Source organism: Pantoea eucalypti (genome assembly GCF_009646115.1).
GTDB classification, from domain to species: Bacteria; Pseudomonadota; Gammaproteobacteria; order Enterobacterales; family Enterobacteriaceae; genus Pantoea; species Pantoea eucalypti.
The window spans coordinates 3,451,790-3,472,531 of the sequence record NZ_CP045720.1 but is presented as its reverse complement, the minus strand read 5'-3'; the positions used below and the strand labels follow the sequence as shown (position 1 = coordinate 3,472,531).

The 20,742-nt window shown below is 54.6% G+C and carries 16 protein-coding genes; 14 read left to right on the top strand and 2 right to left on the bottom strand.

Annotated features, from left to right (window positions below):
* Positions 1-117: 117 nt before the first annotated feature.
* Together mog and EE896_RS16230 are read left to right on the top strand one after the other, a co-directional pair.
* A complete protein-coding gene (mog, locus tag EE896_RS16235) occupies positions 118-705 on the top strand; it encodes a molybdopterin adenylyltransferase (RefSeq protein ID WP_078804758.1) in 588 nt (195 codons plus the stop codon).
* Positions 706-810: 105 nt separating this feature from the next.
* Complete coding sequence (locus tag EE896_RS16230; RefSeq protein WP_140916179.1) at positions 811-2,118, top strand: MFS transporter; 1,308 nt, start codon at positions 811-813, stop codon at positions 2,116-2,118.
* A gap of 50 nt (positions 2,119-2,168) precedes the next feature.
* Here EE896_RS16230 and satP read toward each other — a convergent pair whose 3' ends face one another.
* Complete coding sequence (gene satP, locus EE896_RS16225; RefSeq protein ID WP_140916180.1) at positions 2,169-2,738, bottom strand: acetate uptake transporter; 570 nt, start codon at positions 2,736-2,738, stop codon at positions 2,169-2,171.
* A 302-nt stretch (positions 2,739-3,040) separates the two neighbouring features.
* Here satP and dnaK point away from each other — a divergent pair, with 302 nt between their 5' ends.
* The 4 genes from dnaK (at position 3,041) to nhaR (ending at position 8,528) form a co-directional block, all read left to right on the top strand.
* Complete coding sequence (dnaK, locus tag EE896_RS16220; protein WP_003854836.1) at positions 3,041-4,951, top strand: molecular chaperone DnaK; 1,911 nt, start codon at positions 3,041-3,043, stop codon at positions 4,949-4,951.
* A gap of 104 nt (positions 4,952-5,055) precedes the next feature.
* On the top strand, positions 5,056-6,201 hold the full coding sequence (gene dnaJ / locus EE896_RS16215; RefSeq protein WP_003854835.1) for a molecular chaperone DnaJ: 1,146 nt from the start codon (positions 5,056-5,058) through the stop codon (positions 6,199-6,201).
* 198 nt (positions 6,202-6,399) lie between these two features.
* Complete coding sequence (nhaA, locus tag EE896_RS16210) at positions 6,400-7,578, top strand: Na+/H+ antiporter NhaA (RefSeq protein WP_003854833.1); 1,179 nt, start codon at positions 6,400-6,402, stop codon at positions 7,576-7,578.
* A gap of 32 nt (positions 7,579-7,610) precedes the next feature.
* The gene (gene nhaR / locus EE896_RS16205; RefSeq protein WP_140916181.1) at positions 7,611-8,528 is read left to right on the top strand and encodes a transcriptional activator NhaR; all 918 of its coding nucleotides are present in this window, start codon (positions 7,611-7,613) and stop codon (positions 8,526-8,528) included.
* Positions 8,529-8,564: 36 nt separating this feature from the next.
* Here the strand turns inward: nhaR and rpsT are convergent, their stop codons facing one another.
* Positions 8,565-8,828, bottom strand: a complete 264-nt coding sequence (rpsT, locus tag EE896_RS16200) for a 30S ribosomal protein S20 (RefSeq protein ID WP_008925553.1) — start codon at positions 8,826-8,828, stop codon at positions 8,565-8,567.
* 306 nt (positions 8,829-9,134) lie between these two features.
* On the opposite strand from rpsT, the gene ribF reads away from it, so the two are divergent.
* The 8 genes from ribF (at position 9,135) to carB (ending at position 20,722) form a co-directional block, all read left to right on the top strand.
* The gene (gene ribF, locus EE896_RS16195; RefSeq protein WP_033763252.1) at positions 9,135-10,064 is read left to right on the top strand and encodes a bifunctional riboflavin kinase/FAD synthetase; all 930 of its coding nucleotides are present in this window, start codon (positions 9,135-9,137) and stop codon (positions 10,062-10,064) included.
* A 29-nt stretch (positions 10,065-10,093) separates the two neighbouring features.
* On the top strand, positions 10,094-12,910 hold the full coding sequence (gene ileS, locus EE896_RS16190) for an isoleucine--tRNA ligase (RefSeq protein WP_039658805.1): 2,817 nt from the start codon (positions 10,094-10,096) through the stop codon (positions 12,908-12,910).
* Positions 12,910-13,416 carry a signal peptidase II gene (gene lspA / locus EE896_RS16185; protein ID WP_003854827.1) on the top strand — a complete coding sequence of 169 codons (507 nt, stop codon included), beginning with the start codon at positions 12,910-12,912 and terminating at the stop codon, positions 13,414-13,416. Before ileS ends, lspA begins: the two co-directional genes overlap by 1 nt.
* A 3-nt stretch (positions 13,417-13,419) precedes the next feature.
* Positions 13,420-13,890, top strand: a complete 471-nt coding sequence (fkpB, locus tag EE896_RS16180; RefSeq protein WP_003854824.1) for an FKBP-type peptidyl-prolyl cis-trans isomerase — start codon at positions 13,420-13,422, stop codon at positions 13,888-13,890.
* Entirely contained in the window at positions 13,871-14,824 is a 954-nt protein-coding gene (gene ispH, locus EE896_RS16175; RefSeq protein WP_003854823.1) for a 4-hydroxy-3-methylbut-2-enyl diphosphate reductase, read from the top strand. Before fkpB ends, ispH begins: the two co-directional genes overlap by 20 nt.
* 222 nt (positions 14,825-15,046) lie before the next feature.
* Positions 15,047-15,862: a 4-hydroxy-tetrahydrodipicolinate reductase gene (gene dapB / locus EE896_RS16170; protein WP_078804755.1), complete on the top strand. Its 816-nt coding sequence runs from the start codon at positions 15,047-15,049 to the stop codon at positions 15,860-15,862.
* A gap of 469 nt (positions 15,863-16,331) precedes the next feature.
* Positions 16,332-17,480, top strand: coding sequence for a glutamine-hydrolyzing carbamoyl-phosphate synthase small subunit (gene carA / locus EE896_RS16165; protein ID WP_033763250.1), 1,149 nt, complete (start codon positions 16,332-16,334; stop codon positions 17,478-17,480).
* A gap of 14 nt (positions 17,481-17,494) precedes the next feature.
* Positions 17,495-20,722 carry a carbamoyl-phosphate synthase large subunit gene (gene carB / locus EE896_RS16160; RefSeq protein ID WP_140916182.1) on the top strand — a complete coding sequence of 1,076 codons (3,228 nt, stop codon included), beginning with the start codon at positions 17,495-17,497 and terminating at the stop codon, positions 20,720-20,722.
* The last annotated feature ends 20 nt before the right edge of the window (positions 20,723-20,742 follow it).

The window sequence follows — 20,742 nt, the reverse complement described above, 5'->3', positions numbered from 1 at the left end:
CCGTGGCGGCGCAGGCTGCCACGGTTTTCCCTTTTCCGACCCTTTCACTTTATATTATCCTCTCTGCTATTCCCCTTTTACTCCACCGCACCGCGGTAAATCACAGCGAAGCTAATCATGAATACATTACGCATTGGCCTGATCTCGGTCTCCGATCGCGCCGCGAACGGCATCTATCAGGATGAGGGGATTCCCGCGCTGGAGAGCTGGCTGAGTCGCGCACTCAGCAGCCCGTTTGAGATTGAGTCCCGCCTGGTGCCTGACGAGCAGCCGATGATTGAGCACGCGATCTGCGAGCTGGTCGATGAACGCTTTTGCCACCTGGTATTAACCACTGGCGGCACAGGTCCGGCCCGGCGCGATGTGACGCCGGATGCCACCTTAGCCGTTGCCGATCGGGAAATGCCGGGTTTTGGTGAGCAGATGCGCCAGATCAGCCTGCAGTTTGTGCCGACCGCGATTCTGTCGCGTCAGGTTGGGGTAATCCGCAAACAGTCGCTGATCCTCAACCTTCCGGGTCAGCCGAAGTCGATCAAAGAGACGCTGGAAGGGCTGAAGGATGAGCAGGGCAACGTAAAAGTGCACGGCATTTTTGCTTCCGTACCCTATTGTTTACAGCTGCTGGACGGGCCTTATGTCGAAACGCATCGCGAGGTCGTAGCAGCATTTCGCCCTAAAAGCGCGATACGTGAGATAAATAACTAAATATTCCCCATTTCAGGCATAAGCTACAGCCTGGCTGGTGTGGCAAAAGATTGACGGTATAGTAAGGCTATCTTTACAACGTTCTCTCTTTGCCTCTGGAATATTATGAATCTGACTCACACACAGCGTCTGACCGGTAAGGATTACAAAACCCTGGCGCTGGCCGCGCTCGGCGGCGCGCTGGAATTCTACGACTTCATCATTTTTGTCTTCTTCGCCACGGTGATTGGCGAACTCTTCTTCCCCGCAGATATTCCGGAGTGGCTGCGACAGCTGCAGACGTTTGCCATTTTTGCCGCAGGCTATCTGGCACGTCCGCTGGGCGGCATTGTGATGGCGCATTTTGGCGATAAACTCGGGCGCAAGAAGATGTTCAGCCTGAGTATTCTGCTGATGGCGCTGCCAACCTTAATGATGGGCGCTTTACCCACCTGGCAGACGATTGGGATTGCAGCGCCACTGCTGATGTTGCTGATGCGAATGTTACAGGGCGCGGCGATTGGCGGAGAGGTACCCGGCGCGTGGGTGTTTGTCGCTGAACACGTGCCTTATAAACGTATCGGCATCGCCTGTGGCACTTTGACGGCCGGGCTGACCATCGGCATTTTACTGGGGTCGCTGGTGGCGACACTGATCAATACCTCGATGTCGCAGCAGGCCATTCATGACGGCGGCTGGCGCATTCCATTCTTCCTGGGCGGCGTATTTGGGTTGCTCGCGATGTTCCTGCGCCGCTGGCTGCATGAAACACCGGTCTTCATTGAGATGCAGCAGCGTAAAGCGCTGGCTGAAACCCTGCCGCTGAAAACCGTGCTGGCGGAGCATAAAAAGTCGATTGTGATCTCCATGCTGCTGACCTGGCTGCTCTCCGCCTGCATCGTCGTGGTGATCCTGATGTCGCCGGTCTGGCTGCAGAAGCAGCAGGGCATCGCGCCCGCACTGACTCTGCAGGCTAACAGCATTGCCACCGTGATGCTCTGCGTTGGCTGCATTATTGCCGGACTCGCTGCGGATCGTTTTGGTGCCAGTCGTACCCTGTGTGTCGGCAGCCTGCTGCTGGCGATCTGTAGCTGGCAGTTTTATCACCTGAGCGCCCTCTATCCGCAGCAGCTCTTCCTGCTCTATGGCGTGGCGGGGCTCAGCGTCGGTATCGTCGGCGTGGTGCCGTTTGTGATGGTGCGTGCCTTTCCGGCAGAGGTGCGTTTTACCGGACTCTCATTCTCCTACAATCTTTCCTACGCGATCTTTGGCGGCCTGACACCGATCCTGGTGTCGCTGCTGATGAATGTCTCCGTGATGGCACCGTGCTGGTATGTGATGGCGCTGGCGCTGGTGGGATTGCTGACAGGGATCTGGCTGCGGCGTGATGTCAGCCACGAGCCGGGACTGAATCAGGGGATTAATTCGTTGTAAAGTAAGAACGCGGAGCCAGGCTCCGCGTTTTTTTATGGCTGAAAATATGCTTAACGTATTTTTGCGCCAATCGGCAAAAGGGTGCGGCCAAAGGTTTCATTCAGCACCTCGCCCATCGCCAGATAGCAGGCGATGGCACCACAGATGATCCCGACCCAGCCCGCAGAGACCACCAGCGCAGGCAGGTGCATGAGATGAGCCACGGCCAGCAGCAGAAACAGCAGCGTAAGCGAGCCGAAAACAAACTGCAGCATCCGCGTACCTTTTAGTGTGCCGATAAACATGAACAGCGTGAAGATGCCCCACAGTGCCAGCCAGACACCCAGGAAGCGTTCATCAGGCGCGTTTGCCAGACCCATTTGCGGTAACAGCAGGATCGCCACGAAGCTTAACCAGAACATGCCGTATGAGGTAAAAGCCGTCAGCCCAAAGGTATTGTTCTTCTTAAACTCCAGCAGACCGGCCAGCACCTGCGCGATCCCGCCATAAAAAATCCCCATCGCTAAAATTGCGACATCCAGGGCAAACAGGCCCGTGTTGTGCAGGTTCAGCAAAATGGTTGTCATGCCAAAACCCATCAATCCCAGCGGGGCAGGGTTAGCCAGCGTTGAATTCGCCATAATTCCTCGGCAGTGAAAGAGTGTTGATTACATAAACGGATTCCATCCTGCTCCCCGGGAGGAGCAAGGGGACGCATCATATTCAGCGTTGTGTCAGCGTTCTTTGATCCCGGCAGGGCCAGCGATAAAAAATTTTTTTTGGTTTAACCCTTGATGCGCATCGAAGCGGCCCCATTTACTTGTCATCGAGCGTTGTGAACGTTGGAAAAAAAGCATGTGCTGGCAGGTTGAATGCAAACAACTCGCCCACATAAAAGGTTCACAACCCAAATTGGCAACGAATTTAAGTGGGAGATGTTTAGATGGGTAAGATTATTGGTATTGACCTGGGTACAACCAACTCTTGTGTTGCGATCATGGATGGCACCAAAGCACGCGTGCTGGAAAATGCCGAGGGCGATCGCACCACGCCTTCAATTATTGCGTATACACAGGATGGCGAAATTCTGGTCGGTCAACCGGCTAAACGTCAGGCAGTGACCAACCCGCAGAATACCCTGTTCGCAATTAAGCGTCTGATCGGTCGTCGCTTCCAGGACGAAGAAGTACAGCGTGACATTAAAATCATGCCGTACAAAATCACCGGCGCTGACAACGGCGACGCATGGCTGGAAGTAAAAGGTCAGAGAATGGCACCTCCGCAGATCTCTGCTGAAGTGCTGAAGAAAATGAAAAAGACCGCCGAAGATTACCTCGGTGAGCCAGTGACTGAAGCGGTTATTACCGTACCGGCCTACTTCAACGATGCGCAGCGTCAGGCGACCAAAGATGCCGGCCGTATCGCAGGTCTGGAAGTCAAACGTATCATTAACGAACCGACTGCTGCAGCACTGGCATACGGTCTGGATAAAGGCCAGGGCAACCGCACCATCGCGGTTTATGACCTGGGTGGCGGTACCTTCGATATCTCAATCATCGAGATCGACGAAGTTGACGGCGAAAAAACCTTTGAAGTTCTGGCGACCAACGGTGATACCCACCTGGGTGGTGAAGACTTCGATAGCCGCCTGATTAACTATCTGGTTGCTGAATTCAAAAAAGACCAGGGTATCGATCTGCACAACGATCCACTGGCGATGCAGCGTCTGAAAGAAGCCGCAGAGAAAGCAAAAATCGAGCTTTCTTCTGCACAGCAGACCGACGTTAACCTGCCATACATCACGGCAGATGCGACCGGTCCTAAGCACCTGAACATCAAAGTGACCCGTTCTAAACTGGAATCACTGGTTGAAGATCTGGTTGCACGCTCAATCGCGCCTCTGAAAGTTGCGCTGCAGGATGCCGGCCTGTCTGTTTCAGACATCAACGACGTTATCCTGGTCGGTGGTCAGACACGTATGCCACTGGTTCAGGCCAAAGTGACTGAGTTCTTCGGTAAAGAGCCACGTAAAGACGTGAACCCGGACGAAGCGGTTGCTGTGGGTGCTGCGGTTCAGGGTGGTGTACTGGGTGGCGACGTGAAAGACGTGCTGCTGCTGGACGTTACCCCGCTGTCACTGGGTATCGAAACGATGGGTGGCGTGATGACCTCGCTGATCAGCAAGAACACCACCATCCCAACCAAGCACAGCCAGGTCTTCTCGACGGCTGAAGATAACCAGTCAGCCGTGACCATTCACGTGCTGCAGGGTGAGCGTAAGCGTGCCAATGACAACAAGTCACTGGGCCAGTTCAACCTCGACGGTATCCAGAATGCGCCACGCGGTATGCCGCAGATCGAAGTGACCTTCGACATCGATGCCGACGGTATCCTGCACGTATCAGCGAAAGACAAGAACAGCGGTAAAGAGCAGAAAATCACCATCAAAGCCTCTTCAGGTCTGAGCGATGATGAGATCCAGAAAATGGTGCGTGATGCGGAAGCGAATGCTGAATCTGACCGTAAGTTTGAAGAGCTGGTTCAGACGCGTAACCAGGGTGACCAGATTGCCCACAGCACGCGTAAGCAGCTGGAAGAAGCAGGCGACAAACTGTCAGCTGATGACAAAGCGCCAATCGAAGCCGCACTGGCCGCGCTGGAAACTGCGCTGAAAGGCGAAGACAAAGCGGAAATCGACGCCAAAATGCAGGCGCTGATGGAAGTGTCTGGCAAACTGATGGAAGCAGCACAGCAGTCTCAGGCGGGTGCAGCAGATGCCGGTGACGCGTCAGCGAAGAAAGATGACGACGTTGTCGATGCTGAATTCGAAGAAGTGAAAGACAACAAGAAATAATTGCCCCTGACCGGGCGCGACGGTTGGCCTGACAGCCGTTGAAACCAGCACGGGCGTAGGAGATCTCTCCACGCCCGTGCGATCATGTTAAGGGCTAAATAAACATGGCGAAGAGTGATTACTACGAGATTTTAGGCGTCGCCAAATCCGCGGACGAGCGTGAAATCAAAAAGGCTTACAAACGCCTGGCAATGAAATTTCACCCGGACCGCAATCCAGGTGATAAAGAAGCCGAAGCTAAATTCAAAGAGGTCAAGGAAGCGTACGAAATCCTGACCGATGCGCAGAAGCGTGCGGCTTACGATCAGTATGGTCATGCAGCCTTTGAACAGGGCGGCATGGGTGGCGGTGGATTCGGCGGCGGCGGCTTTGGTGGTGGCGGTGCAGACTTCAGCGATATCTTTGGCGACGTGTTCGGTGACATCTTTGGTGGTGGACGCCGTCAGCGCGCATCCCGTGGCGCCGATTTACGCTACAACATGGAGCTGTCGCTGGAAGAAGCGGTACGCGGCGTGACCAAAGAGATCCGCATTCCAACGCTGGAAGAGTGTGATGTCTGCCACGGCAGTGGCGCGAAAGCGGGCACCCAGCCACAAACCTGTTCAACCTGTCACGGTGCAGGCCAGGTGCAGATGCGCCAGGGCTTCTTCACTGTTCAGCAGGCCTGTCCGACCTGTCATGGTCGTGGCTCGGTGATTAAAGATCCGTGCAACGCCTGTCATGGCCACGGCCGCGTTGAGAAGTCGAAAACGCTGTCAGTGAAAATCCCGGCAGGGGTCGACACCGGCGATCGCATCCGTCTGAGTGGCGAAGGTGAAGCGGGCGAGCAGGGCGCACCAGCGGGCGATCTCTACGTTCAGGTCTCGGTGAAGAAGCACCCGATCTTCGAACGTGAAGAGAACAACCTTTACTGTGAAGTGCCGATCAACTTTGCAATGGCGGCGCTGGGCGGTGAGATTGAAGTACCGACACTGGATGGTCGCGTGAAGCTGAAAGTGCCGTCAGAAACCCAGACCGGCAAGCTGTTCCGCATGCGCGGACGTGGCGTCAAATCTGTCCGTGGCGGCGCGGTCGGCGATCTGCTGTGCCGTGTTGTGGTGGAGACACCGGTCAGCCTGAACGAAAAACAGAAAACGCTGTTGCGTGAACTGGAAGAGAGTTTTGGCGGCCCAAGCGGCGAGCATAACAGCCCACGCTCAAAGAGCTTCTTCGACGGTGTGAAGAAATTCTTTGACGATCTGACACGCTAAACCGTATCAGACTAAAAAACGGAGCCGCGGGCTCCGTTTTTTTTGCTGTATGCTATACGCCATCTGTTATTAGCATCAACCGGCTTTTCGCCCTTAATTCGGTTAAACCGAAGGAAAGGCGAGGCATAAGCTGCTTTTAACGAACTATATGAGCCGCTACACTCTTTATCTTTCTATCGCTGATCAGGAAGATAAACGTTGAATAAGCCTCGTAGTCTCAAAAACCTGCTTAAAAGCTTCATTGAAAGTGACGCCAGTAATGGCATGGTGTTAATCATGGCAGCTGTGGCGGCCATGATTCTCGCCAACTCTGCCGAAACCGCTCACGGCTATCAGGCGTTTCTCAATGAACCCGTTCAAATCCGCTTCGGTGCACTGGATATCAGTAAAAATCTGCTGTTATGGATCAATGATGCGCTGATGGCGCTGTTTTTCCTGCTGATTGGTCTGGAAGTGAAGCGTGAGCTGATAGTCGGCGAACTCGCAAGCCGTGACAAGGCGATCTTTCCCGTCATTGCGGCATTAGGCGGTATGGCACTGCCCGCGCTTGTTTTCCTCGGCTTCAACCATGGTGATGAGATAGCACGCAACGGCTGGGCTATCCCTACGGCGACCGATATCGCGTTTGCTCTGGGTGTCCTCGCCCTGCTTGGCAGCCGTGTTCCTGCAGCACTGAAAGTTTTCCTGATGGCGCTGGCGATTATTGATGATCTCGGGGCTATCGTTATTATCGCCCTGTTCTACACCAGTGGCCTCTCAATGCTCTCCCTGGGCGTTGCGGCAGGGGCGATTGTTGTGCTGGCACTGCTCAATTACTTTAATGTCCGTAAAATCTCGGTCTATATGCTGGTTGGGATCGTGCTCTGGACCGCCGTGCTGAAGTCTGGCGTCCATGCCACGCTGGCGGGCGTCATTGTGGGCTTCTTCATACCGCTGGAAAAGAGAGAAGGGCATTCGCCCGCAGAACATCTGGCGCACGGTCTGATGCCGTGGGTGAACTGGCTTATTCTGCCGCTGTTTGCCTTCGCGAACGCCGGTATTTCACTGACCGGTATTACGCTGAGTGATGTCTTTTCACCGGAGCCGTCTGGCATCATCCTCGGCCTGTTAATCGGTAAACCTTTGGGCATTACCCTGTTCTGCTGGCTGGCTGTCAAACTGCGGCTGGCGGTATTACCTCACGGCACCACCATCCGCGATATCATGGCGATTGGCGTGCTGTGCGGCATCGGTTTTACGATGTCTATTTTCATCAGTTCGCTCGCCTTCGATTCGGCACATGAGCAGCTTGTGACCTTCTCTAAACTGGGGATCCTGACGGGTTCTGTGCTGTCAGCGGTTATTGGCTATACCCTGCTGCGGATTAAACTGCGTTAATGGAGAGGAGGCGAAAGCCTCCTTTTTTTTCGATGAATCAGCTCAATTTTAACCATCTCTATTACTTCTGGCAGATTTGTAAAAGCGGCTCTGTGACAGCGGCAGCAGAGGTACTCTCTCTGACTCCCCAGACCATTACCGGGCAGATTAAGACGCTTGAGGAGCGCCTGCAGGGCAAGCTGTTCCGTCGTCAGGGCCGGGGACTGGTGCCGACTGAACTGGGGCAACTGGTGTTCCGCTATGCTGACCGCATGTTTATGCTGGGTCAGGAGATGCTGGATATCGTGAACTACCGCAAGGAGTCCCACCTGTTGCTGGATGTCGGAGTCGCCGATGCGCTCTCTAAGCAGCTGGTCAGTAAGGTGCTGGAAACGGCGGTGGTTGCAGAGGAGAAGACGCATCTGCGCTGTTTTGAGTCGACCCACGAAATGCTGCTGGAGCAGCTCAGTCAGCATAAGCTGGATATGATTATCTCTGACTGCTCCATCGACCCTACTCAACAGGAAGGGCTGTTTTCGGTGAAGCTGGGGGAGTGCCCGGTCAGTTTCTGGTCTGCTCTGCCGCTCACCGGTCTCACTTTTCCTGCCTGCCTGGAAGCGCGTCCGCTGCTGATTCCAGGACGCCGCTCAATGCTCGGCCGGAAAATCCTCAACTGGATTACGACTCAGGGGCTGCAGGTGGAGATTCTGGGGGAGTTTGATGATGCGGCACTGATGAAGGCGTTTGGTGCGCGTAAGAATGCCATATTTGTCGCGCCAGTGCTGGATGAGCAGGATAGCGGGCAGCGTGATGCGGTTACAGAGGTCGGTCGGCTTGATACCGTGTCAGAGGAGTACCATATTATCTTTGCCGAGCGGATGATTCAGCATCCGGCGGTGCAGCGTCTCTGTCACGCAGACTTCAGCGGACTCTTTCCCCGCCAGAGTACAGACGAAAAAAAACCGGCGTAAGCCGGCTTTTTCAACAAAGCGATTAACAAGCGGCGATTAAGCCAGTTTGTTGATCTGTGCAGTCAGGTTAGATTTATAACGTGCAGCTTTGTTTTTGTGGATCAGACCTTTAGCGGCCTGACGATCCACAAGTGGTTGCATTTCATTGAATGCGTTCTGCGCAGCAGCTTTGTCGCCTGAAGCGATCGCCGCGTATACTTTCTTAACGAAGGTACGCATCATTGAGCGGCGGCTAGCGTTATGCTTACGGCGTTTCTCAGATGTTACGGCGCGTTTCTTAGCTGATTTGATATTAGCCAAGGTCCAACTCCCAAATGTGTTCTATAGAGACAAATCAAAGGCCGAGGACTATGCCCTTCTAACCTGATTTTGTCAATGGATTTGTGCAAATAAGCGTCGCTCTAAGAACGGCACTCGATTACGTATTTGATGGCGCAAGATTCTACCAGCTTCCCCTCACTGAATACAGTATTTAGCGACAAAATTCTTAACATGCACATCTGCAACAGGAAATGCAGCCGCTAAAGCATGAAAGGCGTGCAGACGGGTTAACCTGAGCCGCTTTCAAGGGTATAATCCGCCGATTTCCACCGGTTTGGGCCAGCCATGAAGTTTATCCGCGGTATTCATAATCTTAACGAGCAGCATCGCGGCTGCGTTCTGACCATTGGTAATTTCGATGGTGTACATCGCGGGCATCAGGCGCTGCTGTCGCGACTGTGTGAAGAGGGACGTAAGCGTCATCTGCCCGTCGTGGTGATGGTATTTGAGCCACAGCCGCTGGAGCTGTTTGCCGGTGATAAAGCCCCGGCGCGCCTGACACGCCTGCGTGAAAAACTGCGCTATATGGCGGAAGCGGGTGTGGATAAAGTATTGTGCGTGCGGTTTGATCGTCGCTTTGCGGCCTTGTCTGCACAGCGCTTTATCAGTGACCTGTTAGTCGACAAGCTGGATGTAAAGTACCTTGCGGTAGGTGATGATTTCCGCTTCGGCGCTGGTCGCCAGGGGGATTTCCTGTTATTACAGAAAGCCGGTGTGGAGTATGGCTTTGAGGTCGTCAGCACCGAAACCTTCTGTGACGGTGGTAAGCGAATCAGCAGCACTGCCGTGCGTCAGGCGCTGGCTGCGGATGATTTAGCGCTGGCGCAGTCGCTGTTAGGTCATCCCTTCACTATTTCCGGCCGCGTCGTGCACGGTGATGCACTGGGACGCACGCTGGGTTTCCCGACTGCGAACCTCCCTTTACGCCGCAGCGTCACGCCGGTGAAAGGAGTGTATGCCGTGGAGGTACAGGGTCTGACGCCCGAGCCACTGCCGGGTGTTGCTAATATCGGCACCCGTCCGACCGTAAAAGGTTTACGCCAGCAGCTTGAAGTTCACCTGCTCGACATCAATATCGATCTCTATGGTCGTCACATTGATGTGGTGCTGAAACAGAAAATACGAAACGAGCAGCGCTTTGCCTCACTGGAGGCGTTGAAAGAACAAATTGCGAACGATGTGGTAACGGCCCGGCAGTTCTTTGGGCTGCTTTAACCTGAGCGAAAAACGGAATCGAGAATCTGATGAGTGACTATAAATCTACCCTGAATTTGCCGGAAACGGGATTCCCGATGCGTGGCGATCTGGCCAAACGCGAACCGGGAATGTTGCAACGCTGGTATGCCGACAACCTGTACGGCATCATCCGCGAAGCCAAAAAAGGGAAAAAAACCTTTATCCTGCATGATGGCCCTCCTTATGCGAACGGCAGCATTCATATTGGTCACTCCGTTAACAAGATTCTGAAAGACATTATCGTTAAGTCGAAAGGCATGGCGGGTTATGACTCGCCGTATGTGCCCGGCTGGGACTGCCACGGTCTGCCAATCGAACACAAAGTTGAGCAGATGATCGGCAAGCCAGGCGAGAAAGTCACCGCCGCGGAATTTCGTGCCGCATGCCGCAAATATGCTGCTGAACAGGTTGAAGGCCAGAAAGCGGACTTTATCCGTCTGGGCGTGCTGGGCGACTGGGATCGTCCTTACCTGACCATGGATTTCGGTACCGAAGCCAACATCATTCGTGCGCTGGGTAAAATCATCGGTAATGGCCATCTGCACAAAGGCGCGAAGCCGGTGCACTGGTGCCTGGATTGCCGTTCTGCCCTGGCAGAAGCGGAAGTGGAATATTACGACAAAACCTCTCCGTCGATTGATGTGATGTTTAATGCCGTCGATACCGACGCAGTGCGTGGGGCGTTTGGCGTATCCCAGGTTAATGGCCCGATCTCACTGGTTATCTGGACCACGACGCCGTGGACATTACCGGCTAACCGCGCGATCTCCCTGCATCCTGAATTTGAATACCAGCTGATCCAGATCGACGGCCGCGCCCTGATCCTGGCGAAAGAGCTGGTGGAAAGCGTCATGAAGCGCGCCGGTGTCAGCGAATGGCAGGTGCTGGGCGAATGTCAGGGCGCTGCGCTGGAGCTGCAGAAGTTCCAGCATCCGTTCCTGGCGCTTGAGTCGCTGGTCGTACTGGGCGAGCACGTGACCCTGGACGCGGGTACCGGTGCCGTTCACACCGCGCCAGGCCACGGCCCGGATGACTATGTTATTGGCCAGAAATATGGCATCGAAACCGCGAATCCGGTAGGACCGGATGGCGCCTATCTGCCAGGCACGTATCCGACGCTGGATGGGGTCAATGTCTTTAAAGCCAACGACATGATCGTTGAACTGCTGAAAGAGAAAGGCGCGCTGCTGCACGTTGAGAAACTGCTGCACAGCTACCCGCACTGCTGGCGCCATAAAACGCCGATCATCTTCCGCGCCACGCCGCAGTGGTTCATCAGCATGGATCAGAAAGGATTGCGTGCGCAGTCGCTGAAAGAGATCAAAGGCGTGCAGTGGATCCCGGACTGGGGCCAGGCGCGTATCGAATCGATGGTGGCGAACCGTCCTGACTGGTGTATCTCTCGTCAGCGTACCTGGGGCGTACCGATGGCGCTGTTCGTTCACAAAGAGAGCGAAGAGCTGCACCCTGACACGCTGGCGCTGATGGAGAAAGTGGCGCAGCGTGTTGAGCAGGAGGGTATTCAGGCCTGGTGGGATCTTGACCCGCGTGAACTGATGGGCGACGACGCCGATCACTACGTTAAAGTGCCGGATACGCTGGATGTCTGGTTTGACTCCGGCTCAACCAGCTATTCTGTAGTGGATGCGCGTCCGGAATTTGGCGGACATGCGCCAGACCTCTATCTGGAAGGATCCGATCAGCATCGCGGCTGGTTTATGTCCTCGCTGATGATCTCCACGGCAATGAAGGGCCAAGCGCCTTATCGTCAGGTACTGACGCACGGTTTCACCGTGGATGGTCAGGGCCGTAAAATGTCGAAATCAATCGGCAACACGGTCGCGCCGCAGGATGTGATGAACAAACTGGGCGCCGATATTCTGCGTCTGTGGGTGGCCTCAACCGACTACTCGGGTGAAATGGCGGTCTCCGATGAGATCCTCAAGCGCTCTGCCGATGCCTATCGTCGTATCCGTAACACCGCGCGTTTCTTGCTGGCTAACCTTAGCGGCTTCAACCCGGTCACCGATCTGGTGAAACCGGAAGAGATGGTCGTGGTCGATCGCTGGGCAGTGGGTCGCGCACAGGCGGCACAGGCTGATATCGTTGCCTCATACGAGAACTACGATTTCCATGAAGTGATCCAGCGTCTGATGCAGTTCTGTTCGATTGAGATGGGCAGCTTCTATCTCGATATTATCAAGGATCGTCAGTACACCGCGAAAGGTGATGGCCTGGCGCGTCGCAGCTGCCAGACCGCGCTGTGGCACATCGTCGAAGCGCTGGTGCGCTGGATGGCACCGATCATGTCCTTTACAGCGGATGAGATCTGGGGCTACCTGCCAGGCGAACGTGCGCAGTATGTCTTCACCGAAGAGTGGTATCAGGGTCTGTTTGGCCTGGCGGAAGATGAAGCGCTGAATGATGCCTACTGGGCCGAGCTGCTGAAAGTGCGTGGCGAAGTGAACAAGGTGATCGAGCAGGCACGTGCGGATAAACGTATCGGTGGTGCACTGGAAGCAACGGTCACGCTGTATGCCGATCCGGAGCTGGCCGCTAAACTGCATGCGCTGGGTAATGAGCTGCGTTTTGTGCTGCTGACTTCTGGCGCACAGGTGGCGGATTACGCGCTGGCGAACGATGAAGCGCAGCAGAGTGAACTGCTGAAAGGTCTGAAAATCGCGCTGCACAAGGCGGAAGGCGAGAAATGTCAGCGCTGCTGGCATTACACTACCGACGTCGGACAGAATCCTGAGCATGCTGAGGTCTGTGGTCGTTGTTACACTAACGTAGCCGGTGACGGCGAACAGCGTGAATTTGCCTGATGCGTAAACCTATTTTATCAACCGGATTGCGCTGGCTGTGGCTGGTGCTGGTGGTGATTGTTGTCGATTTCGCCAGTAAGCAGTGGGTGATGAACAACATGATGCTGCATGAAACCCAGCCGCTGATGCCCTACCTGAACCTGTTCTATGCGCACAACTATGGCGCGGCGTTCAGTTTCCTGGCGGACAAAGGGGGCTGGCAGCGCTGGTTCTTTGCGGGAATCGCGCTGGCTATCGTGATCTCACTGGTGGTGATGATGTATCGCAATCATGCCAGTCAGAAGATGGCCAATATCGCCTATGCTCTGATCATTGGCGGCGCGATCGGCAATTTGTTTGATCGCTCATACCATGGCTTTGTGGTCGATTTTATCGATTTTTATGTCGGTAACTGGCACTTCGCTACATTTAATATCGCTGACTGCGGCATCTGTATTGGGGCTGCACTGGTGGTGCTGGAGGGCTTTTTCAGCCCGAACGGCAAACAGGCTAAACAGAAAGGGTAAGTGATGACTGAGTTCGTGCAGCGCGAAAGCGCGGTGTTGGTGCATTTTACGCTGAAGCTGGAAGATGGCTCGACGGCGGAATCGACCCGTGCAAACGGCAAGCCCGCGCTGTTCCGTCTCGGTGATGGCAGCCTCTCTGCAGCGCTTGAGCAGGCATTGCTGGGGCTGAAAGCGGGTCAGACTAAACAGTTTACTCTGGAACCGGAAGATGCCTTTGGTGGCGTCAGCCCTGACCTGATCCAGTATTTCTCGCGTCGGGACTTTATTGATGCAGGCGAACCGGAAGTGGGTGCCATCATGCTGTTCAGCGGCATGGGCGGCAGTGAAATGCCAGGCGTGATCCGCGAAGTCTCCGGTGATTCTATCACCGTCGATTTCAACCATCCGCTGGCGGGTCGCCGTATTCAGTTTGATGTAGAAGTGCTGGAAATCGATCCGGCACTGGAGACGAACGATGCAAATCCTGTTAGCTAATCCGCGCGGCTTCTGCGCTGGCGTTGATCGCGCCATCAGTATTGTTGAGCGCGCGCTGGAGATGTATGGCGCGCCCATCTATGTCCGTCACGAAGTGGTGCATAACCGTTACGTGGTGAACAGCCTGCGTGAGCGCGGTGCCATCTTTATTGAAGAGATCAGCGAAGTGCCGGATAACGCCATTCTGATCTTCTCCGCGCACGGGGTTTCACAGGCGGTGCGTGCCGAAGCTAAAGCGCGCAATCTGACCATGCTGTTCGATGCTACCTGTCCGCTGGTCACCAAAGTTCATATGGAAGTCGCACGCGCCAGCCGTAAAGGCGTGGAAGCGATTCTGATTGGTCACGCGGGTCATCCGGAAGTTGAAGGCACCATGGGGCAATACAACAACCCCAATGGTGGCATGTATCTGGTGGAGTCGCCGGAAGATGTCTTCAGACTGACCGTCAAAGACGAAAACAATCTGAGCTTCATGACGCAGACCACGCTTTCTGTGGATGACACTTCAGACATCATTGATGCCCTGCGTCAGCGTTTCCCGGCGATCATCGGGCCGCGTAAAGATGATATCTGCTACGCCACCACCAACCGTCAGGAAGCCGTTCGTACGCTGGCGAAAGATGCGGAAGTGGTGCTGGTGGTCGGTTCGAAAAACTCTTCGAACTCTAACCGTCTGGCCGAGCTGGCACAGCGTGCCGGTAAACTGGCAAAGCTGATCGACTCTGCCGATGATATACAGGAAGAGTGGGTAAAAGGCGTGGCCTGCATCGGCGTTACCGCAGGTGCTTCAGCCCCCGATATTCTGGTGCAGCAGGTGATCCAGCGGTTACGTGAGCTGGGTGGCGAAGCGGCGATTGAGCTGATTGGCCGTGAAGAGAATATTGTTTTTGAAGTGCCTAAAGAGCTGCGCGTCGACGTACGTAACGTGCAGTAATGCTTCGATATGACTGATAAAAAGGCCGACTCTGTTCGGTCTTTTTTGTTTTTATAGCCCTGCTGAAATGCCGTTGTTCACTGCGATGATTGCTTTTACTGATAATCACAGGCGGCTGGCATAAAATTCTTATTATCACGGATTATTAGTGGCGTGACTGTTAACTCACCGTTAACCTGATGACGCTTTGGATGCATAGTTTTGTTTTAGGAATGAATAAATATGAACACTATCCGCATTGCTATTGTGGGCGCGCCGGGCCGTATGGGCCGTAATCTGATTCTGGCGACGCAGCAGGCAGAAGGCGTTGAGCTGGGTGTGGCACTGGCACGTCCAGGCTCATCGCTGATCGGCAGCGACGCTGGTGAGTTAGCGGGCATCGGAAAGAATGGCATCCTCATCGCTGACGATTTACGCGCGGTGACTAACGACTTTGATGTACTGATCGACTTCACCCGTCCGGAAGGCACGCTGGAGTATATGGCGATCTGCCGTGAGCACGGAAAAGCGATGGTGATTGGCACCACCGGTTTTGATGAGGCAGGCAAAGCAGCCATTCGCGCGGCGGCGGAAGATATCGCCATTGTCTTTGCCGCTAACTTCAGCGTGGGGGTTAATCTGGTGCTGAAGCTGCTGGAGAAGGCTGCCAAAGTCATGGGTGAATATGCGGATATTGAAATTGTCGAAGCACATCATCGTCATAAAGTAGATGCGCCGTCTGGCACCGCACTGGCGATGGGTGAGGCGATAGCCGATGCCATGCAGTGGAAACTGGACGAGCATGCGGTTTATACGCGTGAAGGCTACACCGGTGAACGCCAGCCACAGACCATTGGTTTTGCTACGGTTCGCGCGGGTGACATCGTGGGTGAGCATACGGCGATGTTTGCAGATATCGGTGAGCGTGTAGAGATTACCCACAAGGCCTCAAGTCGCATGACCTTTGCAAATGGCGCCGTTAAGTCAGCTTTATGGCTAAAAGATAAGAAATCTGGTTTGTTTGATATGCGTGACGTGCTGGATTTGTCGATGTTGTGAGTGTTGTGAACCATCGTGATGTGGTTATTTCAATCGTTAATACCTTGATTGAAAAGGGGCAATGTTTTCATTGCCCTTAATTTTATCTTAAAATCGCCATTCTGATTTAAAATTACTTTCTGGTTGTTGTTTTCCCATCTTTTATTCATTTATTTTCCCTGATGGACGCCGTTTTTGACCATTTGGTCAAAAATAAGGGACCGCTTAAGCCGGTTTCGTTTTTATGTCGCCTGGCAAACGATTATTCTGCCGGGTTTTCCTCTCTTTTTGCCGCTCATACCTGTTTTTTACCTCATAAGGCAGATAAGTGTGAAAAAATCCCGCTGCAGGGTAGACAATGACCAGGGCTGTCATTAGAATGCGCGCAATTTGCCAAAAATCGACAATTCAGGCGGTTTTTGCATTGATTCAGGCGGCTATTTTGAATTAATATGCAGATATATTGACTGTTTATTCCCTGGAGGATGTTTTGATAAAGTCAGCAATCCTGGTTCTGGAAGACGGAACCCAATTCCACGGTCGGGCCATCGGGGCAACAGGATCGGCAGTGGGAGAAGTCGTTTTCAACACTTCAATGACCGGCTATCAAGAAATCCTCACTGATCCTTCCTATTCCCGCCAAATCGTTACTCTCACTTATCCCCATATCGGTAATGTCGGTGCCAATGCCGCCGACGAAGAATCCAGCCAGATTCATGCGCAGGGCCTGGTTATTCGTGACCTGCCGCTGATTGCCAGCAACTTCCGTAGCGAAGAAGGCCTGTCGGCCTACCTGCAGCGCAACAACATTGTGGCGATTGCCGATATCGATACCCGCAAGCTGACGCGCTTGCTGCGTGAGAAAGGGGCGCAGAACGGCTGCATTATTGCCGGCGACAATCCGGATGCCGCACTGGCGCTGCAAAAGGCCCAGGCATTCCCGGGACTGAAAGGAATGGATCTGGCGAAAGAGGTCTGCACCACTGAGACTTACAGCTGGCAGCAGGGCAGCTGGACACTGGACGCAGGTCTGCCAGAGCAGGCTGCTGCGGAGTCGCTGCCATATCACGTGGTGGCTTATGACTACGGCGCCAAGCGCAACATTCTGCGTATGCTGGTCGATCGCGGCTGCCGTCTGACTGTGGTTCCGGCACAGACGCCAGCTGAAGAGGTGCTGAAGCTGAATCCGGATGGCATTTTCCTCTCCAACGGTCCTGGTGACCCGGAGCCGTGCGACTACGCGATCAGCGCGATTCAGGACTTCCTGAAGACAGAGATTCCGGTGTTCGGTATCTGCCTGGGTCATCAGCTGCTGGCGCTGGCCAGCGGTGCTAAAACCGTGAAGATGAAACTCGGCCACCATGGTGGTAACCATCCGGTGAAAGATCTCGAAAATAACCGCGTGATGATCACCGCGCAGAACCACGGTTTTGCGGTCGACGAGAACAATCTGCCAGCGAACCTGCGTGTGACCCACATTTCGTTGTTCGATAAAACCGTGCAGGGCATCCATCGCACTGACAAGCCAGCATTCAGCTTCCAGGGTCACCCGGAAGCCAGCCCGGGGCCGGGTGATGCTGCGCCGCTGTTTGACCACTTTATTGAATTGATTGACGCATTCCGTCTGCAAGCGAAGTAATCAGGAGCTAATTCATGCCAAAACGTACAGACCTAAAATCCATCCTGATTCTTGGTGCCGGTCCGATTGTGATCGGCCAGGCCTGCGAATTTGACTATTCCGGTGCGCAGGCGTGTAAAGCGCTGCGTGAAGAGGGTTACCGCGTCATTCTGGTGAACTCCAACCCGGCGACGATCATGACTGACCCGGAAATGGCTGATGCGACCTACATTGAGCCGATTCACTGGGAAGTGGTGCGCAAAATCATCGAAAAAGAGCGCCCGGATGCAGTACTGCCCACCATGGGCGGACAGACGGCGCTGAACTGTGCGCTGGAGCTGGAACGTCATGGCGTGCTGGAAGAGTTTGGCGTCACCATGATTGGTGCGACTGCTGATGCGATCGACAAAGCAGAAGATCGTCGTCGTTTCGACGTGGCGATGAAAAGCATTGGCCTGGATACGGCGCGCTCCGGCATCGCACACACTATGGAAGAAGCGCTGGCCGTGGCAGAAGATGTTGGCTTCCCGTGCATTATCCGTCCTTCCTTTACCATGGGCGGCACCGGTGGCGGCATCGCTTACAACCGCGAAGAGTTTGAAGAGATTTGTGAACGCGGTCTCGACCTCTCTCCCACCAATGAGTTGCTGATTGATGAGTCGCTGATTGGCTGGAAAGAGTATGAGATGGAAGTGGTGCGCGATAAAAACGATAACTGCATCATCGTCTGCTCAATCGAAAACTTCGACGCAATGGGGATTCACACCGGTGACTCCATCACGGTAGCGCCTGCCCAGACGCTGACTGACAAAGAGTATCAGATCATGCGTAACGCCTCGCTGGCGGTACTGCGTGAGATCGGTGTTGAAACTGGCGGCTCCAACGTGCAGTTCTCCGTTAACCCGAAAGATGGCCGTCTGATTGTCATCGAGATGAACCCGCGCGTGTCACGCTCCTCAGCGCTGGCGTCAAAAGCGACCGGCTTCCCGATTGCTAAAGTGGCGGCCAAACTGGCGGTTGGCTATACCCTCGACGAGCTGATGAACGATATCACCGGCGGTTTAACGCCTGCCTCGTTCGAGCCTTCAATCGACTACGTTGTTACCAAGATCCCACGTTTCAACTTCGAAAAATTTGCCGGTGCCAACGATCGCCTGACCACGCAGATGAAGTCGGTCGGCGAAGTGATGGCGATTGGCCGTACCTTCCAGGAGTCCATGCAGAAAGCGCTGCGCGGCCTGGAAGTAGGCGCTAACGGCTTCGACCCGAAAGTGCACCTCGATGACCCGGAAGCGTTAACCCGCATCCGTCGTGAGCTGAAAGATGCCGGTTCAGACCGTATCTGGTATATCGCAGATGCTTTCCGTGCAGGCATGTCCGTCGATGGCGTGTTCAATCTGACCAACATTGACCGCTGGTTCCTGGTGCAGATTGAAGAGCTGGTTAAACTGGAAGATCAGGTCGCCCGCGAAGGCGTTAATAGCCTGGATGCGAATTTCCTGCGCACGCTGAAGCGTAAAGGCTTTGCCGATGCACGGCTGGCGACGCTGGCGGGTGTGGCGGAGAGCGAAATCCGCAAGCTGCGTCAGCAGTTTAATCTGCACCCGGTTTACAAGCGCGTAGATACCTGTGCCGCAGAGTTCGCGACGGACACGGCCTACATGTACTCCACCTATGAAGAAGAGTGCGAAGCCAATCCGAGTGCGGATCGTGAAAAAATCATGATTCTGGGTGGTGGACCCAACCGTATCGGCCAGGGTATTGAATTCGACTACTGCTGCGTTCACGCCGCACTGGCGCTGCGTGAAGATGGCTACCAGACCATTATGGTTAACTGTAACCCGGAAACCGTTTCGACCGACTACGACACCTCCGATCGCCTCTACTTCGAGCCGGTTACGCTGGAAGATGTGCTGGAGATTGTGCGCATTGAGCAGCCAAAAGGCGTGATCGTGCAGTATGGCGGTCAGACTCCGCTGAAACTGGCGCGTGCGCTGGAAGCCGCAGGCGTACCGGTTATCGGCACCAGCCCGGATTCCATTGACCGTGCTGAAGACCGTGAACGTTTCCAGCAGGCGGTTGATCGCCTGAATCTGAAGCAACCGGCTAACGCCACCGTCGCGACGCTGGAGCAGGCGGTGGAGAAAGCTGCTGGCCTGGGTTATCCGCTGGTGGTCCGTCCTTCTTATGTGCTGGGCGGCCGTGCCATGGAGATCGTCTACGATGAAATCGACCTGAAGCGCTACTTCCAGACGGCGGTTTCGGTTTCCAACGATGCGCCGGTGCTGCTGGATCGCTTCCTGGATGATGCGGTCGAAGTGGATGTGGATGCGATCTGCGACGGCGAGCGGGTGCTGATTGGTGGCATCATGGAACACATCGAGCAGGCTGGTGTTCACTCCGGTGACTCCGCCTGTTCACTGCCGGCCTATACGCTGAGTCAGGAGATTCAGAATGTGATGCGCCAGCAGGTTGAGAAGCTGGCATTCGAGCTGAATGTTCGCGGCCTGATGAACGTCCAGTTCGCGGTGAAAGACAACGAAGTCTACCTGATTGAAGTCAACCCACGTGCGGCGCGTACCGTTCCGTTCGTCTCTAAAGCGACGGGTGTACCGCTGGCGAAAGTGGCCGCGCGCGTGATGGCAGGTAAAACGCTGGCAGAGCAGGGCGTCACTGAAGAGGTGATTCCGCCTTACTACTCCGTTAAAGAAGTGGTGCTGCCGTTCAACAAGTTCCAGGGCGTTGACCCGATTCTGGGACCAGAAATGCGCTCTACCGGTGAAGTCATGGGTGTGGGCCGCACGTTCGCTGAGGCGTTCTCGAAAGCGATGCTGGGCGCACAGAGCAATATGAAGAAGTCGGGCCGTGCGCTGTTGTCGGTGCGTGAAGGCGACAAGAAACGTATCGTTGACCTGGCGGCTAAGCTGCAGAAGTTCGGTTTTGAACTGGATGCGACTCACGGCACGGCGGTGGTACTGGGCGAGGCGGGCATTAATCCGCGCCTGGTTAACAAGGTGCATGAAGGTCGTCCGCATATTCAGGACCGTCTGAAGAATGGCGAGTATAGCTACATCGTGAATACCACAGCGGGTCGTCAGGCGATTGAAGATTCGAAGCTGATTCGCCGTAGCGCACTGCAGTATAAAGTGCACTACGACACTACGCTGAACGGCGGTTTCGCGACTGCGATGGCGCTGAATGCAGATCCGACGGAACAGGTTATCTCCGTTCAGGAAATGCATGCCCAGATAAAGGCGATGTAATGTGAAAAACGGCTCCTCCG

Coding starts and splice junctions, on each gene's coding strand:
- dapB (WP_078804755.1), top strand. CDS start 15,047: ATGAACACTATCCGCATTGCTATTGTGGGCGCGCCGGGCCGTATGGGC.
- dnaK (WP_003854836.1), top strand. CDS start 3,041: ATGGGTAAGATTATTGGTATTGACCTGGGTACAACCAACTCTTGTGTT.
- lspA (WP_003854827.1), top strand. CDS start 12,910: ATGCGTAAACCTATTTTATCAACCGGATTGCGCTGGCTGTGGCTGGTG.
- dnaJ (WP_003854835.1), top strand. CDS start 5,056: ATGGCGAAGAGTGATTACTACGAGATTTTAGGCGTCGCCAAATCCGCG.
- ribF (WP_033763252.1), top strand. CDS start 9,135: ATGAAGTTTATCCGCGGTATTCATAATCTTAACGAGCAGCATCGCGGC.
- EE896_RS16230 (WP_140916179.1), top strand. CDS start 811: ATGAATCTGACTCACACACAGCGTCTGACCGGTAAGGATTACAAAACC.
- ispH (WP_003854823.1), top strand. CDS start 13,871: ATGCAAATCCTGTTAGCTAATCCGCGCGGCTTCTGCGCTGGCGTTGAT.
- satP (WP_140916180.1), bottom strand. CDS start 2,738: ATGGCGAATTCAACGCTGGCTAACCCTGCCCCGCTGGGATTGATGGGT.
- mog (WP_078804758.1), top strand. CDS start 118: ATGAATACATTACGCATTGGCCTGATCTCGGTCTCCGATCGCGCCGCG.
- carB (WP_140916182.1), top strand. CDS start 17,495: ATGCCAAAACGTACAGACCTAAAATCCATCCTGATTCTTGGTGCCGGT.
- ileS (WP_039658805.1), top strand. CDS start 10,094: ATGAGTGACTATAAATCTACCCTGAATTTGCCGGAAACGGGATTCCCG.
- fkpB (WP_003854824.1), top strand. CDS start 13,420: ATGACTGAGTTCGTGCAGCGCGAAAGCGCGGTGTTGGTGCATTTTACG.
- nhaR (WP_140916181.1), top strand. CDS start 7,611: ATGAATCAGCTCAATTTTAACCATCTCTATTACTTCTGGCAGATTTGT.